Annotated in this window: 12 protein-coding genes; 4 read left to right on the plus strand and 8 right to left on the minus strand. The window is 61.7% G+C overall.

Going from position 1 to position 16,452, the window contains the following annotated elements; genetic code table 11:
* Positions 1-44: 44 nt before the first annotated feature.
* From cstA to entC, 6 genes are all read right to left on the minus strand, one after another.
* Positions 45-2,150 (minus strand): pyruvate/proton symporter CstA, encoded by a 2,106-nt coding sequence (cstA, locus tag RT197_RS09775; RefSeq protein ID WP_312949790.1) that lies wholly within the window; start codon positions 2,148-2,150, stop codon positions 45-47.
* A gap of 198 nt (positions 2,151-2,348) precedes the next feature.
* Complete coding sequence (entH, locus tag RT197_RS09780; RefSeq protein WP_312950448.1) at positions 2,349-2,762, minus strand: proofreading thioesterase EntH; 414 nt, start codon at positions 2,760-2,762, stop codon at positions 2,349-2,351.
* A gap of 2 nt (positions 2,763-2,764) precedes the next feature.
* A complete protein-coding gene (gene entA / locus RT197_RS09785; protein ID WP_312949793.1) occupies positions 2,765-3,520 on the minus strand; it encodes a 2,3-dihydro-2,3-dihydroxybenzoate dehydrogenase EntA in 756 nt (251 codons plus the stop codon).
* Positions 3,520-4,377 (minus strand): isochorismatase, encoded by an 858-nt coding sequence (locus tag RT197_RS09790; RefSeq protein ID WP_312949795.1) that lies wholly within the window; start codon positions 4,375-4,377, stop codon positions 3,520-3,522. The genes entA and RT197_RS09790 overlap by 1 nt, the downstream gene beginning before the upstream one ends.
* Before the next feature lie 15 nt (positions 4,378-4,392).
* Positions 4,393-6,003, minus strand: coding sequence for a (2,3-dihydroxybenzoyl)adenylate synthase EntE (gene entE / locus RT197_RS09795; protein WP_312949798.1), 1,611 nt, complete (start codon positions 6,001-6,003; stop codon positions 4,393-4,395).
* Between the two features lie 9 nt (positions 6,004-6,012).
* Complete coding sequence (entC, locus tag RT197_RS09800; protein ID WP_312949799.1) at positions 6,013-7,188, minus strand: isochorismate synthase EntC; 1,176 nt, start codon at positions 7,186-7,188, stop codon at positions 6,013-6,015.
* 141 nt (positions 7,189-7,329) lie between these two features.
* Between entC and fepB the strand changes: the two genes are divergently transcribed.
* Complete coding sequence (fepB, locus tag RT197_RS09805) at positions 7,330-8,328, plus strand: Fe2+-enterobactin ABC transporter substrate-binding protein (RefSeq protein WP_409529685.1); 999 nt, start codon at positions 7,330-7,332, stop codon at positions 8,326-8,328.
* Here the strand turns inward: fepB and entS are convergent.
* A complete protein-coding gene (gene entS / locus RT197_RS09810) occupies positions 8,325-9,575 on the minus strand; it encodes an enterobactin transporter EntS (protein WP_312949801.1) in 1,251 nt (416 codons plus the stop codon). The two genes, fepB and entS, sit on opposite strands and share 4 nt — an antisense overlap.
* 144 nt (positions 9,576-9,719) lie before the next feature.
* Between entS and fepD the strand changes: the two genes are divergently transcribed.
* Genes fepD through fepC form a run of 3 tightly spaced genes read left to right on the plus strand, consistent with a single transcriptional unit; the run spans position 9,720 to position 12,507 of the window.
* Positions 9,720-10,727 (plus strand): Fe(3+)-siderophore ABC transporter permease, encoded by a 1,008-nt coding sequence (gene fepD, locus RT197_RS09815; protein ID WP_312949803.1) that lies wholly within the window; start codon positions 9,720-9,722, stop codon positions 10,725-10,727.
* Positions 10,724-11,716, plus strand: coding sequence for an iron-enterobactin ABC transporter permease (gene fepG / locus RT197_RS09820; RefSeq protein ID WP_312949805.1), 993 nt, complete (start codon positions 10,724-10,726; stop codon positions 11,714-11,716). Before fepD ends, fepG begins: the two co-directional genes overlap by 4 nt.
* Positions 11,713-12,507: an iron-enterobactin ABC transporter ATP-binding protein gene (gene fepC, locus RT197_RS09825; RefSeq protein WP_312949807.1), complete on the plus strand. Its 795-nt coding sequence runs from the start codon at positions 11,713-11,715 to the stop codon at positions 12,505-12,507. Before fepG ends, fepC begins: the two co-directional genes overlap by 4 nt.
* Before the next feature lie 60 nt (positions 12,508-12,567).
* Here fepC and entF read toward each other — a convergent pair whose 3' ends face one another.
* On the minus strand, positions 12,568-16,452 hold the full coding sequence (gene entF / locus RT197_RS09830) for an enterobactin non-ribosomal peptide synthetase EntF (RefSeq protein ID WP_312950450.1): 3,885 nt from the start codon (positions 16,450-16,452) through the stop codon (positions 12,568-12,570).

Here is a 16,452-nt window from a genome sequence, read left to right on the forward strand (position 1 = left end):
GGGTCGTACCCCTCTCCCGTTTCGGGAGAGGGGCATCCGTTAACTTAATGCGCGCCTTTTGACTGCGCCACAATCTGCGCCAGATTTTCCGGCATCGGCTCGTACGGCGTCTCTTTTGCCGTCACGCCGCTGTGCTTCAGCGCCGCCAGCGCGGTTTTAATCGAGAACAGCGCCAGCACCACCACCACCACCATAAAGAAGATGGTCAGACCCGCGTCGAGACGGTTGTTAAAGACCAGTTGCGCCAGCTGCGACTCGGTATACTGCGGCGGAATGTTTCCGCTGTCGATCATGGCCTGGAATTTATTGGCAATCGCCAGGAAACCGACTTTCGCATCTGCGCTAAAGGCTTTCTGCCAGCCCGCCGTCAGGGTACAAATCAGCAGCCAGGCGGTAGGCACCAGTGCCACCCACGCATAACGCTGACGCTTCATTTTGAACAGGACCACCGCGCACAGCATCAGCGCCATTCCCGCCAGCATCTGGTTGGCGATGCCAAACAGCGGCCACAGCGTGTTGATGCCGCCGAGCGGATCGACCACGCCCTGATGCAGGAAGTAGCCCCAGGCCAGCACGCACAGCGCCGTTGCCAGCAGGTTTGCGGGGAGAGAATCGGTGCGCTTCAGACCAGGTGCAACCACGCCCAGCAGATCCTGCAACATAAAGCGTGCTGCGCGGGTCCCGGCATCCACCGCCGTCAGAATGAACAGCGCTTCAAACAGAATGGCGAAGTGATACCAGAAAGAGACATCCATCATCCCGCCAAGCGCCCCGTGCAGAATATAGGCCATGCCTACCGCCAGCGTTGGCGCACCGCCCGCACGGGAGATAATCGACTGCTCGCCCACTTCGCTGGCGATCTGATTCAGCGTGTCCGGCGTGATACTAAAGCCCCAGCTGCTCACCACCTGCGCGGCTGATGCCACCACGTCTGCGGTTCCCGCCGGAGCCAGCACCACCATCGGACTGTTCATGGCAAAGTAAACGCCCGGATCGATAATACAGGCCGCCACCAGCGCCATAATCGCCACGAAGGATTCCATCAGCATCCCGCCGTAGCCGATAAAACAGGCCTGATTTTCATTCGCCAGCATCTTCGGCGTGGTGCCGGAAGAGATCAGCGCGTGGAAACCTGACACCGCACCACAGGCGATGGTGATAAACAGGAACGGGAACAGGTTCCCGGTCCATACCGGGCCGGTGCCATCAATAAATTTCGTCAGCGCGGGCATGGTCAGGGTCGGGCGCATAATCAGAATGCCGATCGCCAGCCCAATAATGGTGCCGATTTTCAGGAAGGTTGAGAGGTAATCGCGCGGAGCCAGCAGCAGCCAGACCGGCAGCACCGCCGCCACAAAACCGTAGCCCACGAGGATCCAGGTCAACTGCACGCCAGTAAAGTCAAAATACGGTGCCCATGTCGGGCTTTCCGCCACCCAGCCGCCGGAAATAATCGCGAAAATCAGCAGCACCAGGCCAATTACCGATACCTCGCCAATGCGACCAGGGCGCAGATAACGGATATAGACGCCCATAAACAGCGCCAGCGGAATGGTAAAGGCCACGGTGTAAGTTCCCCACGGGCTGTGGGTCAGGGCTTTCACCACGATCATCGCCAGCACCGCGAGAATGATCACCATGATCATAAAACAGGCCACCAGCGCGATGATCCCCGCTGTCGCGCCCATCTCCTCTTTCACCAGTTCGCCCAGCGAGCGCCCGTCGCGGCGCGTGGAAACGAACAGCACCATAAAGTCCTGTACCGCCCCCGCCAGCACCACGCCCGCCAGCAGCCAGATCATCCCCGGCAGATAACCCATTTGCGCCGCCAGCACCGGCCCGACCAGCGGCCCCGCCCCGGCAATCGCCGCAAAATGATGACCGAACAGCACTTTTTTATCCGTCGGCACATAGTCCAGCCCGTCGTTATGCCGCACGGCGGGCGTCATCCGCGTCGGGTCTACGGCAAGCACGTTTTTGGCAATATAAAGACCGTAAAAACGGTAAGCGATCAGATAGATACAGATTGACGCCACCACAATCCACAGCGCGTTAATTTGTTCGCCACGATTGAGCGCGATATAGCCCAGAGCGAATGCGCCCACAACGGCGAGCAACGCCCAGATGAGGTATTTCCCTGAATTATTCATAGTGATGTTCCGTAGCATGAGCCAGAGAGATGTTACATTTTGTTTCTAGAGCATTGCGCGGGATTTAACAACTATGAAACGTTCAGGAACGGAGTTAAGACCGTTTATTTACATGACAATGTTAACGGGATCACTTTAGGCGGTAAAAAGGCCGCGCCATTCGACAGCGCAGCGTGACAGGCATTGAGAAGGGAATGTTTAACCCAGCACCGCCGTACTTAACCGGCAGGTGCAGCAGCGTCTTCCCTGCTCGTCGAATACCCCAATTTCCCAGCTCTGATTTTGCCGTCCGAGGTGCAGCGGCTGGCAGACGCCGCGCACTTTCCCCTGCGACACCGCCCGGTGGTGCGACGCGTTGAGTTCCATGCCGACCACGCACTGCCCTTCGCGGGTCATCAGGTAGCCCGCCATCGACCCCAGCGTTTCAGCCAGCGCCGCCGACGCCCCGCCGTGCAGTAAACCGAACGGCTGATGGGTGTGCGCGTCTACCGGCATCTCAGCTTCCAGCGTATCGTCGCCGAGGCGGGTGTAGACGATACCGAGGTGCGCCACCAGCGTATTCAGGCTGGTGGCGTTCAGTTCGTCGAGGGTTAAATGGCGTTTCCAGATCATCATTACGCTCCCAGCGTCGAGCCGCCGTCCACCACCAGATCCTGCAAGGTGATATGGCTGGCGTGGTCGGAGGCGAGAAACAGGATGGTGCTGGCAATTTCCTGCGGACGGGCGATTTTACCCAGCGGGATGCCCAGCTTAAACTGCTCTGCAAAGCCGCGAATGCGCAGTTGTTCCGCGTCATCGCTGCGCCACAGGGTGCGCTGCATATCGGTGTCGGTGGAGCCGGGTGAAACCAGATTACAGCGCACGCCGCTGCCCGCCAGCTCAAGCCCAACCGTCAGCGCCAGACTTTTCAGCGCGGCCTTTGACGCGCCGTAAGCGCTCATGCCGATACGCGGCGTATGCGCGGCGTCGGAGGCCACGGTGACAATCGCCCCGCCCTGCTGACGACGAAACTGCGGCATGGTCTGCTGGAAGAAATTAAACGCCCCGCCCACGTTAACGGCAAAGGTTTGCTGCCACTCTTCGACACTCAGGGCGTCCGTGGCCCCCATGCGCAGAATACCGGCGGCGTTGACCAGCACGTCGAGCCGGGCGATCCCGGCAAGCAGGCGCTGGCAAACCTGCGCCACCTGCGCCGCATCCGACACGTCCAGCGTCTCGGTGGCAAAGGGATATTCTTCGCGCTCAAAGGCCAGATCGAAACCGGTGACCTGCGCGCCCGCGTCGGCAAATGCCTGTGCGGTGGCGAAGCCGATACCTTTGCCCGCCCCCGTCACCCATACCGTTTTACCGCGAAAGTCGAAGCCGGACATTATTTCACCTCGCGGGAAAGCAGCGTCCACCAGGCGTCGAGCGTCGGATTTTTTGCCAGCATCACGAAATCAATATCGCCGTGGACTTTACGCCAGCGCGCCGCCAGCGCCATCATCCGCACCGAATCCAGCCCGTAATCGATGAGATTTTCGTCATCCTCAGGCACGTCGGACTCATCCAGCAACGGCAGGATCGCCGCGCGCAGCGCCTCTTTGCTTTGCGGAACCGGCGCGGGAAGGATCTCGTCGGTCATCAGCACACGACCGGAACGCCCCGCCACATAGTTCAGCGCCATCAGATGTTCTTCACGGCTGAAATCGGCCAGCGCGTCGGCGACCATAAACGGCTGAATATCGCGCATAAACGCGTCGGTGGCGGTAGTCATGCAGCCGATGTGCGCATACACGCCGGTAATAATCAGCTGATTCCGCCCGGTATCTTTCAGTAACTGTTCCAGCGGCGAGCGGTGAAACGCGCTGTAGCGCCACTTCACCAGCACGGTATCGGCCTCGTCCGGCGTCAGCTCCGCCACCACTTTTTGCTGTTCCGGCGAGCGGGTCAGCCCCGGCCCCCACATATCATTCAACAGGGCGCGATCTTCGTCGCTCTGCTCTTTGGGCTGGGCGGTGTAATACACCGGAATGTGATGCTGCTTACAGAACTGGCGCAGCGCGGCGATATTGGCAATCACCTGCTCCATCATCGGACAGTTGTCGCCCCAGAAGCTGACAAAATAGTCCTGCATATCGTGGATCAGCAGCGCAGCGCGCGAGGGGTCGATGGCCCAGCTCACTTTATTTTCCGGCACATCGCCTGCGGTGGGCAGCGCATAGCCCTGTAGTTTTGGAATTGCCATGACTCGTTATCTCCTTCAGACCGGCGAACGGGACGCCAGCCACTGACGCAACTGTTTTTTATCGACTTTACCGACCGGCGTGAGCGGCAAGGCCTCCACACACTCCACGCGATCCGGCAATTTATATTCGGCTACGCCCTGCTCGCGCAGGAAACGGCGCACCTGCACCGCACGCAGCGGCGCGTTGACCACCAGCCAGGCGCAGCTTTTCTCGCCCATCAAATCGTCTTCCATGCTGACCAGCGCGGCGTGGATCACCGACTCATGGCGCAGCAGCAGATTTTCAATTTCTTCAGCGGCGATCTTCTCACCGCCGCGATTAATCTGATCTTTCTCGCGACCCTGCACGGTGATGTAGCCCTGCTCGTCGATGGAAATCAGATCCCCGGAGCAGTAAAAACCGTTCTCATCAAACGCACTGGCGTTATGTTCCGGGCTTTTGAAATAGCCACGGAAGGTATACGGGCCACGGGTCATCAGACGGCCTACTTCGCCGCGCGGCAGCGGATTGCCGTCAGCGTCAGCAACCCAGACTTCATCGTCCGGGCACATCGGGCGGCCCTGCGTATTGATGATGCGATCCAGCGGATCGTCCAGCCGGGTATAGTTCACCAGCCCTTCCGCCATGCCGAAGACCTGCTGCAACTGGCAGCCAATTTCCTCACCAACCCGCGCCGCAAGCGTTGCCGACAGCCGCGCGCCGCCTACCTGAAGCAGCGTAAGAGAGGCCAGTTGAGCATTGCTGCCCTCCTCCTGAATCGCCTGGAGCCACAGACTGACGGCAGGCGGCACCAGCGCCGCCGCCGTGATCTGATGCTGTTCGATCAGCGCAAAGCACAGCCCGGGGCTGGGATCGGCCGCCAGCACCACCGTTCCGCCGGCAAGAAAAACGCCAAGCGCGCCGGGGGAACTGATGGCGTAGTTATGGGCAGCAGGCAGCGCGCACAGAAAGCGCGTCTGCCGATCGAAATGACAGATTTCATTACTGCGCCGCACGCTGTAGTAGTAATCATTGTGGGTACGCGGGATCAGCTTCGGCGTGCCGGTCGTGCCGCCGGAGAGCTGGAAATAAGCGATTTCATCGGCGGGCGACGGCGTGGCGGTAAAGTCCCCGGCAGGCGTGGCGATGGCCGCGCTGAGATCGTGCTCGCCGCTATCGTTGCGCAGCAGCACCACCCGGACCGAATTATGATCCGTCACAAACTGATTAAGAAAATCGTCGTGGGTAAACAGGGCGTGTTCGCGGTCGGCAATCAGCAGCGCCGGTTCGATTTGCGTCGCGTAGGCATTCAGTTCAGAACGCTGATGGTTAAACAGCGCCATGACCGGCGCAGCCCCAATCTTCAGCAGCGCAAAAAAGGTGATATACAGTTCCGCCACGTTACCCAACTGCACCAGCGCCGTTTCACCCGGTTTGATCCCCTGACGTTGCAGGGCGCGGGCGAGGTTATCCGCCGCCTGATTCAGTTGGCGGTAGCTTAGTTGCCGCTCGCCTTCAATCACCGCCGTATGCTCACTATCGGCATGACGGGTGAGGATATCGGTCAGCGGCAGATCCTGCCAGTAGCCCTTCTCACGGTAAAGACGGGCAAACTCTTCAGGCCAGCGGGTAAAGGGAATACTCATCGTCAATTCTCACTGTAAGCCAAAAACATTCAGCATGGTGGAGAGCTTCGCGCCCGTCTCACGCCATTCCGCGACCGGGGATGACGCAGGCACAATTCCGGCCCCGGCGAACAGGCGCACGCTGTTCTGATGCAGCCGCGCGCAGCGGATTGTCACTACCCACTCGCCGTTACCCTGATCGTCACACCAGCCGACGATGCCGCCGAACAGCTCGCGGTTAAACGGCTCCAGTTCGGCGATCAGTTTTTTGGCGACCTGATGTGGGAAGCCGCTCAGCGCAGGGGTCGGATGCAGCAGACAGGCCAGCGACAGCGCGTTTTCCTGCGTCCCGCACTCGCCGGTGACCGGCGTACCGAGATGCCAGAGCGTCGGCGTGGTGATCAGCTGCGGCGAATCCGGCAGGCTTAAATTGCGGCTGCGCGGTGCCAGCACCGTTTTCATCGCCTGGGTGACGAGATCGTGCTCGTGGCGATCTTTTTCCGACGCCAGCAGTTTGTTGCCCGCCTCGCGATCCAGAACGTCATCCGGCTGACGACGCGCGGAGCCTGCCAGCGGCAGCGAGCTGAACTGTGCGCCTTCTTTGCGCAGCAGCAGTTCCGGGCTGGCACCCAGTAACACACCGCCGTCGCCAAGCGGCAGGTGGAAGTTATAACTGGCCGGATTCTGCGCAATCAGGCGCTCCAGCATTTCACCGCTGTTCACCGGCGCGTCGGTATCAATTTCAATCAGGCGGGATAACACCACCTTATCGACATCCGGGGTGGCGGTCAGCGCGGCGGCGCGGGCCACCATCGCCATAAACGCCTCCTGCTGCGGGATCTCCCGGCGGGCGGTGACGTTCAGCGGCGTCTGCCTGAGGAAATAACGCGCCGACTGCTGCTTTTCCTTGCGCGAGAAGTCCTGCCAGCTTTCGGGAATAAACAGTTCGCTGGGCTGGGTGGTGTCGAACGGGATCGCCCCCACCAGCACCGGCTTATCGATACCGGCAGCCCTGGCATTAGCAAACGCCTGATTCAGCGTCTGCTGGAACGCGCCGTGCGCGTCATCGCCACCTTCGGCGGGTTGAGTGACGCGCGTAAAGCAGCCGGTGGTTGTGAAGCTGCGAAACGGCGACATAAAAAGAAAACGGTCTGCATTCAGCGTCGCGTTTGCCTGCTGACGATCCTCAGCCAATGACGTTTCCATATTCTTCTCCAAAAACGGTAAAGATAATAATTATCATTATATTTTGGCTCGCTAACCTAAAAGTAAATGTGCGCTGTGTCAACCGCCAGGAATAGCATCTTGTGCGGCTAACGCTTGCATCCGCGTGAATCAACGCTGAAAATGAGAAGCATTCACCTCTACAAAACAGGACTCTGGTTCGTGAACTCAACCTCTTTCTGGCGTAAATCACTGCTCATACTGGGTATTTTTCTTTTAGGAGTAACCTCAGCGCTGGCGGCGGACTGGCCGCGGCAAATCACCGACAGCCATGGCACACAGACTCTGGAAAGCAAGCCGCTGCGTATTGTCTCGACCAGCGTTACGCTCACCGGCTCCCTGCTGGCTATCGACGCGCCGGTGATCGCCAGCGGCGCGACCGCCCCCAACAACCGCTTTTCCGATAATCAGGGCTTTTTACGCCAGTGGAGCGATGTCGCCAAAAAACGTCAGGTCGCCCGGCTGTATATCGGCGAACCGAGCGCTGAAGCGGTAGCGGCGCAAATGCCGGACCTGATCCTTGTCAGCGCCACCGGCGGCGATTCCGCGCTGGCGCTGTACGATCAGTTCTCTGCCATCGCCCCCACGCTTATCATCAACTACGACGATAAAAGCTGGCAGCAACTGCTGACCCTGCTCGGCGCCATGACCGGTCAGGAAAAGCAGGCTGCCGCCCGTATTGCCGAATTTGACCAGCAGCTTGCCCGCGTGAAGCAGCAGATGAAACTGCCGCCGCAGCCGGTTAGCGCACTGGTTTATACTGCCGCCGCCCGTAGCGCCAACCTGTGGACCGCCGGATCGGCGCAGGGCAAGCTGCTTCAGCAGCTCGGCTTCACGCTGGCAACGCTGCCTGCCGGGCTGCAAACCAGCCAGAGCCAGGGCAAACGTCACGACATTATTCAGCTCGGCGGCGAAAATCTGGCGGCGGGGCTGAACGGTCAGTCGCTGTTCCTCTTCGCGGGCGACCAGAAAGATGTCGATGCGGTGTACGCCAACCCGCTACTGGCGCACCTGCCTGCGGTACAAAACAAGCGGGTCTGGGCGCTGGGCACCGAAACCTTCCGCCTCGACTATTACAGCGCCATGCGGGTGTTACAGCGTCTGTCCGCGCAGTTTAATTAACCCTGCGTCGCTTCCACGGAGGGAGGCGACTGGCGAAAATGACGCAGTTCGCGCAGCAGTAACAGCAGCGCGAACCCGACGATAACCAGCCCCCACCCGCTCACGCTGGCGGAAGCAACCGGGGTCATCACCGCACCCAGCCCGCCCAGCAGCGCCGCGCCGATGGCATCGCCAGTGACGTTCTGCGCCGTCCACAGGCCGTTAATGCGGCCCAGCATCGCTTCCGGGGTCTGGGTCTGGATCAGGGTGTATTGCAGCAGCGAGCTAATCGCGCTCAGCCAGCCAAACAGCGCCAGGCACAGCGCGCCCAACTCCCACATCGGCATCAGGGCAAACAGCCCCATCGCCAGAAACGATCCCAGCGTGGTTGCCAACATAATTAGCCCCGGACGCTCGCTGTGCGCCAGCCTGCCGCTGGTCAACGCGCCCAGCGCCGCGCCAAGTGGAATGGCGGCATATAATAAACCAATTTGCGCCGCCGACATCTGCCAGTTCAGCGCCAGCGCCGGGTAAAGCACCCGCACGGCGCTGGCCATCGTTAACAGCGCGCCGAGCAGCGCAATACCGCCAATCAGCGGACTGCGCAGCAGGAACTGAAAACCGGCCACCAGCGATTTCAGCGGATGCTCGCGCGGCTGCGGCGGAGGCGGCAGTCGGGGAAGGCTTAACAGCGGCAGCAGCGTAATAAACGTACCCGCCGCCGCCAGGCCGTAGTTCCATGCCACACCGCCGGTTGCCAGCAGCAGACCGCCGAGCATCGGCGAAATCACCGATCCCAGCCGCACGGTGAGCATGGTAATCGCCCCCGCCTGCATCAGATTTTCGCGCCCGACCAGCGCGGGCGTCGCCGCCAGCAGCGCCGTCACCCCAAGCGAGGCGAAGAAACCATCCCATAAACCCAGTAAATAGATCACTATCAGCGACGGCTCCGGGAGCAGCGCATTCAGGCACAGGCCGATAAAACCGATGCCACAGGTGCCACGCGCCAGCAGGATCAGCCTCTTACGCTCGTAGCGATCCGCCAGCACGCCGCCGAGCATCAGGCCGATAAACATCGCGCTACCGGTCAGGGTGACGGAAAGCCCCACCTGCCAGGTGGAATGGGTCATGATCTGGATCTGAACGGGAACAGCCACTCCCAGCAAACCGAGCGACAGAATGGAAATAAAGCGGGCAAGAAAAACGGCGCGAAACGCGGGATGGGTCTTCAGCAAGCTGAGATTGAGCAGCCAGGATTGTCGGTTCATGAGAATGCCTTATGGCAACACATTCGCAGTGGGAATGCATTGCGGATAATTTTGTGTATACCAATTCCGTGGCGGCACATGCTACCATAACCCGATAAGATCGATAACGATAATTACTATCATTATCATGCACTGGAAGCTGTTATGTCGCACTCCCCTTCCCCGATCCGGGCCATTGCGCTGCCGGGATTACTGCTGCTGTTGCTGGTAGCCGCCGCGCTCAGCCTGCTGACCGGCGCGAAACCGCTGCCTGTCTCTGTAGTCGTTGACGCATTCAGCGGCACCTGCCGCAGCGCCGACTGTACCATCGTGCTCGATGCCCGCCTGCCGCGCACGCTGGCCGGTCTGCTGGCAGGTGGTGCGCTGGGGCTGGCGGGAGCGCTGATGCAAACGCTGACCCGCAACCCGCTCGCCGATCCAGGCATTCTCGGCGTCAATGCCGGTGCCAGCTTTGCCATCGTGCTGGGCGCCGCGCTGCTCGGTATCTCTTCGCCGCAACAGCAGCTCCTGCTGGCCTTTGGTGGCGCGCTGGCGGCAACGTTGCTGGTCGCCTTTACCGGCAGCCAGGGCGGAGGGCAGCTCAGCCCTGTCCGCCTGACGCTGGCAGGGGTGGCGCTGGCAGCGGTGCTCGAAGGCTTATCAAGCGGCATTGCGCTGCTCAATCCTGACGTCTACGACCAGCTCCGCTTCTGGCAGGCTGGCACCCTTGATATTCGCACCCTGCAAACCCTGAAAGTGGTGGTGCTGCCGGTGACGATTGCCGCCGCCGTCGCGCTGGCGCTAAGCCGCAGCCTGAACAGCTTAAGTCTCGGCAGCGACACCGCCACCGCGCTGGGCAGTAAAGTCGCCCGCACCCAGCTCATCGGTTTACTGACTATCACCGTGCTGTGCGGCAGCGCCACGGCGGTAGTCGGACCGATTGCTTTTATCGGCCTGATGATGCCGCATATTTCCCGCTGGCTAATGGGAGCCGATCACCGCTGGTCCCTGCCCGCCACCTTGCTGGCAACCCCTTCGCTGCTGTTGTTTGCCGATATCCTCGGCCGGGTGCTGGTGCCGGGGGAACTGCGCGTTTCAGTGGTCAGCGCGTTTATTGGCGCACCGGTGCTGATCTGGCTGGTACGCCGCCGTGCGGCGGGAGGAATGAAGTGACCCGGCTTTCCCGACGTCTGATCTTCAGCTGCGGTTTTCTGATCGCGGGCAGTCTGCTGCTGGCGCTGTGGAGTCTGTGCAGCGGCGCGGTGACGCTCCCGCCCGCGCAGGTGCTCGACGCTCTGTTCGGCAACGCGCCGCGTAACGTTACGCTGGTGGTCACCGAATGGCGCTTGCCGCGCGTGCTGATGGCGCTGGTGACCGGCGCGGCGCTGGGCGTCAGCGGCGCGATTTTCCAGTCGCTGATGCGCAACCCGCTCGGCAGCCCGGATGTAATGGGCCTTAACACCGGCGCATGGAGCGGCGTACTGGTGGCGATGGTCTTTTTTGGTCAGCATCTTACCGCCATTACGCTGGCGGCAATGGCAGGCGGCATTCTGACGTCGCTGCTGGTGTGGGGACTGGCGTGGCGCAACGGCATCGAGACTTTCCGCCTGATTATTATCGGTATCGGCATCCGCGCGATGTTGATGGCGTTCAATACCTGGCTGTTATTAAAAGCCTCGCTGGAAACCGCGCTTTCTGCCGGGCTGTGGTACGCCGGTTCGCTCAACGGCCTGACGTGGGCAAAAACCTGGCCCGCCGCGCCGCTGATTTTTCTTATGCTGGCCTGCGCCGCGCTCTTAGTGCGTCGGCTGCGGCTGCTGGAAATGGGCGACGACACCGCCTGCGCGCTTGGCGTCAGCGTCGAACGCTCGCGGCTGCTGCTCATGCTGGTGGCGGTGCTATTGACCGCCGCGTCCACCGCCCTCGCCGGACCGATTTCCTTTATCGCGCTGGTTGCCCCGCACATTGCGCGACGTCTTTGCGGCACCGCGCGCTGGGGCTTAACCCAGTCTGCGCTGTGCGGTGCGACGCTCCTGCTGGCCGCCGATCTCTGCGCCCAGCGGTTCTTTTTGCCGTATCAGCTTCCGGTGGGCGTGGTTACCGTCAGCCTCGGCGGGATTTACCTCATCGCTTTGTTAATTCAGGAGTCACGTAAAAAATGACCGACACGCCAGCCCGTTTGCACGGCGACCAGCTAACGCTGGCATACGGTAAAAAAACCATCGCGGAATCACTCAGCGTAGCCATCCCCGACGGCCATTTCACCGCTATTATCGGGCCTAATGGCTGCGGAAAATCAACGCTGCTGCGCACCTTAAGCCGCCTGATGACGCCGCTTCACGGCCAGGTATATCTCGACGGTGAACAGATCCAGCGCTACGCCAGTAAAGAGGTGGCGAAGCGTATCGGGCTGCTGGCGCAGAATGCCACCACACCCGGCGACATTACCGTGCAGGAACTGGTGGCGCGCGGTCGCTACCCGCATCAGCCGATGTTTTCCCGCTGGCGGCAGGAAGATGAGCAGGCGGTCACCCGCGCGATGCAGGCCACCCGCATCACCGATCTCGCCGCGCAGAATGTGGACACTCTCTCCGGCGGCCAGCGCCAGCGCGCGTGGATCGCCATGGTGCTGGCTCAGGAAACTGCCATTATGCTGCTGGACGAGCCAACCACCTGGCTGGACATCAGCCATCAGATCGAGCTGCTGGAATTATTAAGCGAGCTGAACCGCGAGAAAGGCTACACCCTGGCGGCGGTCCTTCACGATCTCAATCAGGCCTGCCGCTACGCCACTCACCTTATCGCCCTGCGCGACGGCAAAATTATCGCGGAAGGCGCGCCGAAGGAGATTGTGACGGCGGCGCTGATTGAAAAAATCTACGGCATGAAGTGCATGATTATCGACGATCCGGTAGCGCATACGCCGCTGGTGGTGCCGCTGGGAAGGTATTAATTCGCTGCGCCCGTCGGCTGCATGCGGGTAAAAGCTGCCGGGTTGCCCCGGCAACTTTCCTCACCCCAGAATTTCCCTCAGCACCGGGCCAATTGCGGTGAACGCCTGCGGGGAAATAATCTCTACGTGAGCGCAGTCCTGATGATAAACCTCCAGTTCTGCGATCCACGGTGCCCAGGCGTTATGCGGGTCCATTCCGGCGGGCAGCGTGCGGTCGGCGACGAACAGCGTGGCCTTGCCGTCAAACGGTACGCTGTGCGCGGTGGTCAGTAACCTCACCGCGTCGGCGTAGTTGCCTTCAATCGCGCTGAACAGATCGTCGGAGGCCATTCCCTGCCGGGCAGCGAGAAACGCTTCGCGCTCGCGGTCGATTTCCGCCAGCACTTCCGGGTCCAGCCCGTTGGCCTCTTTCTCCGCCCAGTTTTGCGTTTCCGGCGGCCAGGTGTCGAGCAGGCCGAGAAAAGCGACCTCCTCTCCCCGCTGGCGTAAACGCGCGGCAATGCCCTGGGCCAGAGTACCGCCCAGCGAGTAGCCAAACAGGTAGTACGGGCCGTGCGGCTGCTGCGCCAGCAGCGTCGCCAGGTGGCGATCGCAGACCTCGTCAAGCGTGGCCGCCGTTGCCATCGGGCCTTCAGGACGCGGCGACTGAATGCCGGTGATTGACCAGCGCGACGGGAGATAACGCGCCAGCACGCTGAACTGCCACGCGAAGCCGGATGCCGGATGGAAGCAGAACAGCGTCGGCCCGTGGCCCTCACGCAGCGGCAACCGCGTTTCATAGCCCAGCCGCGCGGCCCGATCGTCGCCGGTGGCCGAATCCAGCAGTTCGCTCAGTTTGCCTACCCCGGAGGCGACCATGATTTGCCCCGGCGTCACCTGGCGTGAGAACTCGCGGCTCAGCTGTGCTGCCAGCCGCATCGCCAGCAGCGAATGCCCACCAAGCGCGAAGAAGTCCGCCTCCACGTCATTGACCTCACAGCCTAATAGCCGCGAGAACGCCTGCGCCACCGTCGATTCCGTGCCGGGCCGTGGCGGACGACCGCTATTTTTCGCCGTCAGCGTCGGCAGGGGAAGCGCTTTACGATCCAGCTTGCCGTTGGCGCTCAGCGGCAGTTCGCTAAGCGCGATCAGCACCACCGGCACCATATGCGGCGGAAGACGTTCGCGCAGCAGCGCCAGCAACGCATCGGTATCCGGCGGCAGGCCGCTGTCGGTGACGATATAGCCAACCAACTGACGCGCGTCACCGCCGACGGCCGCCGCTTTATTGAAGACGCAGGCGTGGGTGACGGCCTGCGCCACGTCCGGCAGCGACAGCATCACCCGGTCAATCTCGCCCAGCTCAATACGCTGACCGCGAATTTTTAGCTGATCGTCGCTGCGACCTAAATACTCCACCGCGCCGTTGTCCAGCCAGCGCGCGACGTCGCCGGTGCGGTACATCCGTTCGCCCGGCGCGAAAGGATCGGCGATAAAACGGCTGGCCGTCAGATCCGGGCGACCCAGATAGCCCTGCGCCAGCTGTACGCCGGTCAGGTAGAGATCGCCCGCCACGCCGGGCGGCAGCGGGCGCATGGTCGCATCCAGAATACGCAGCCCGGTATTCCACACCGGATAGCCAATCGGCACGCTGTTACCCGTCACCGCCGCCAGTTCCGCGCCAAAAGCCGGATACCAGCTGACGTCCACCGCCGCTTCCGTCGGCCCATACAGGTTATGCAGCGCCACTCCGGTAAGCTGCTCCCATTCGCGGCACAGCGCGGCAGGCAGGGCTTCGCCGCTGCAAAAAACGCGCTTCAGCGTCCGGCAACTTGCCTGCGCCGATGCCGGGTCGAGCGAGGCGACGAACGCCGCCAGCATGGAGGGAACAAAATGAGTGGTGGTCACGCCGTAATGGGCAAAGAAACGCTGCATGGCGAGCGGATCGCGGTGCGCGTCCGGCTCCGCCATCACCAGGCTCGCCCCGGCGATGAACGGCCAGAAAAACTCCCACACCGAGACGTCAAAACTGCACGGCGTTTTCTGCGCCACCACATCAGACGCATCCAGCGGGTAATGATCCTGCATCCATAGCAGGCGGTTCACAATGGCCTGCTGGCCGACCATCACCCCTTTCGGGCGACCGGTGGAGCCGGAGGTAAAAATAATATAAGCCGTATGCTGCGGACGGGATAATGCCAGCGGCGCATCCTCCGACGGCGGCAGCATGGCGCTGTAGCAGAGCGTTTGCAGGCCGGGGAGCATGTTAAAACGCGCCAGCTGATCGGCGGAGGTCAGCAGTAACGGCGGACGGGCATCTTCCAGCATCATGTGCAGACGGTCGTCCGGGTAGCCGGTATCAAGCGGCAGCCACGCGGCCCCCGCTTCCACGATGGCGTGCAGCGCCAGGGTCAAAAACACCGAGCGCGGCAGCGCCACTGCCACGCTGTCGCCGGGCCGAACGCCCTTCTCACGCAGCAACTGCGCCAGCGCCAGCACCTGCTGGCGCATTTCACGGTAGCTGAGCTGATAATGCGCATCCGCAAGCGCCAGGGCGTCCGGCGTTTTTTGCGCCTGCGATGCCACCAGCGAACTGAGCGTGGCGGGCGGCAGTTCCCGCGCGGTGCTATTGATTTGCGCTATCTGCTGCCGTTCTTCAGCGGAAATTAACTCCGCCTCGCCGCAGCGCAACTGCGGCTGCGCGGCAAACTGCGCCAGCAGCGCACTCAGACGGGCCACGTGCGCCGTCAGGGTCGCTTCATCGTAGCGCTGCTGATTCGCCAGCACTTCCAGCGTCAGCCCGCCCTGTTCATCCGGGAACAGCGCCAGTTCGAGATCGTTGACCGGGCCGGTCGCCAGGGTATGCGTGGTGGCAGTGATGCCGTCGAGATCGAGCTGATACTCAAAGACTTTGATATTAAATACCGGGCCAAACAGCGGCTCATCGCCCGCCGCCCGCCCGCTGTCGCGGACAATCTGCTCTGCGTCATAGCGCTGATGACGGCGCATTTTTTTAAGCTGAGCGGCGAGACGCGTTGCCAGCTGCGCCAGAGTCTCACCAGGATCGAGGGTCACCGCCAGCGGCAGGACGTTCAGCACCGGGCCGGTCGCTGAAAGCGCCGCCGATCCCATCCGGCGCATAAAGATAAACCCGGCGGCGTAGTCGGTGCGCCCGCACAGCCGCCCCAGCCAGAGCGCCACCAGCGCCAGCGCCAGATCGGTACGCTGGCACGTTGGCGCGGCGCTCGCCAGCTGGCTAAACGCGCTGCGGCTGGCGCTGAGTTTCAGGCGTAAAATATCGCTGCTTGCGGCTCTGCCCGGCAGCGGCGCGGATGAGAGCGATGCCGGGGGCGGAAGCTGTTTGCGCTGCTGCGCCCAGAATTGTGCATCGCGGGTCCAGCCTGCGCTTTCGCGGTATTGCTGATACTCTTCAACCACTTCAGCAAACGGCGTGAAGGGTGATGCAGGCGTCGCCTCGCCGCGCTGCCAGGCCCGGTAAATCATAGCGATCTGGCGGGTAATTGCCGGGAAACTGAAGCCATCCACCAGCAAATGATGGTAACGCTGATACCAGTACCAGCTATCGTCGCCCACCTGAATCAGCTTATGGCACACCAGCGGGTGACCGCCGTCAACGCGCAGATTCTGGTCGAGATCGCGCTGCATTAACGCCCGCGCCGCGCCGGGCGCATCGGCCTCGCCCCGGCAGTCAATCCGTTCGGGGAGCTCAAAGTCAGCGTGCTCATCCACCCACTGCCAGACCTCGCCTTCTTCTTCGGTAAAACGCATCCGCAGGGTGTCGGCCTGTTTCATCCCGGCAACAATCGCTTCTGCCAGCAAATCGGCATCCAGCTCGCCGCGCAGTTCGACATAGTGTGCCACGCTCCAGGCGTTGGGCAGGGTGGAGAGTTTTTCCGCCATCCAGATCCCTGGCTGAGCGGCTACCAGCGGCAGGCGTGTGGTCAT

Source organism: Superficieibacter sp., from assembly GCF_032071645.1.
Lineage (GTDB): Bacteria > Pseudomonadota > Gammaproteobacteria > Enterobacterales > Enterobacteriaceae > Superficieibacter.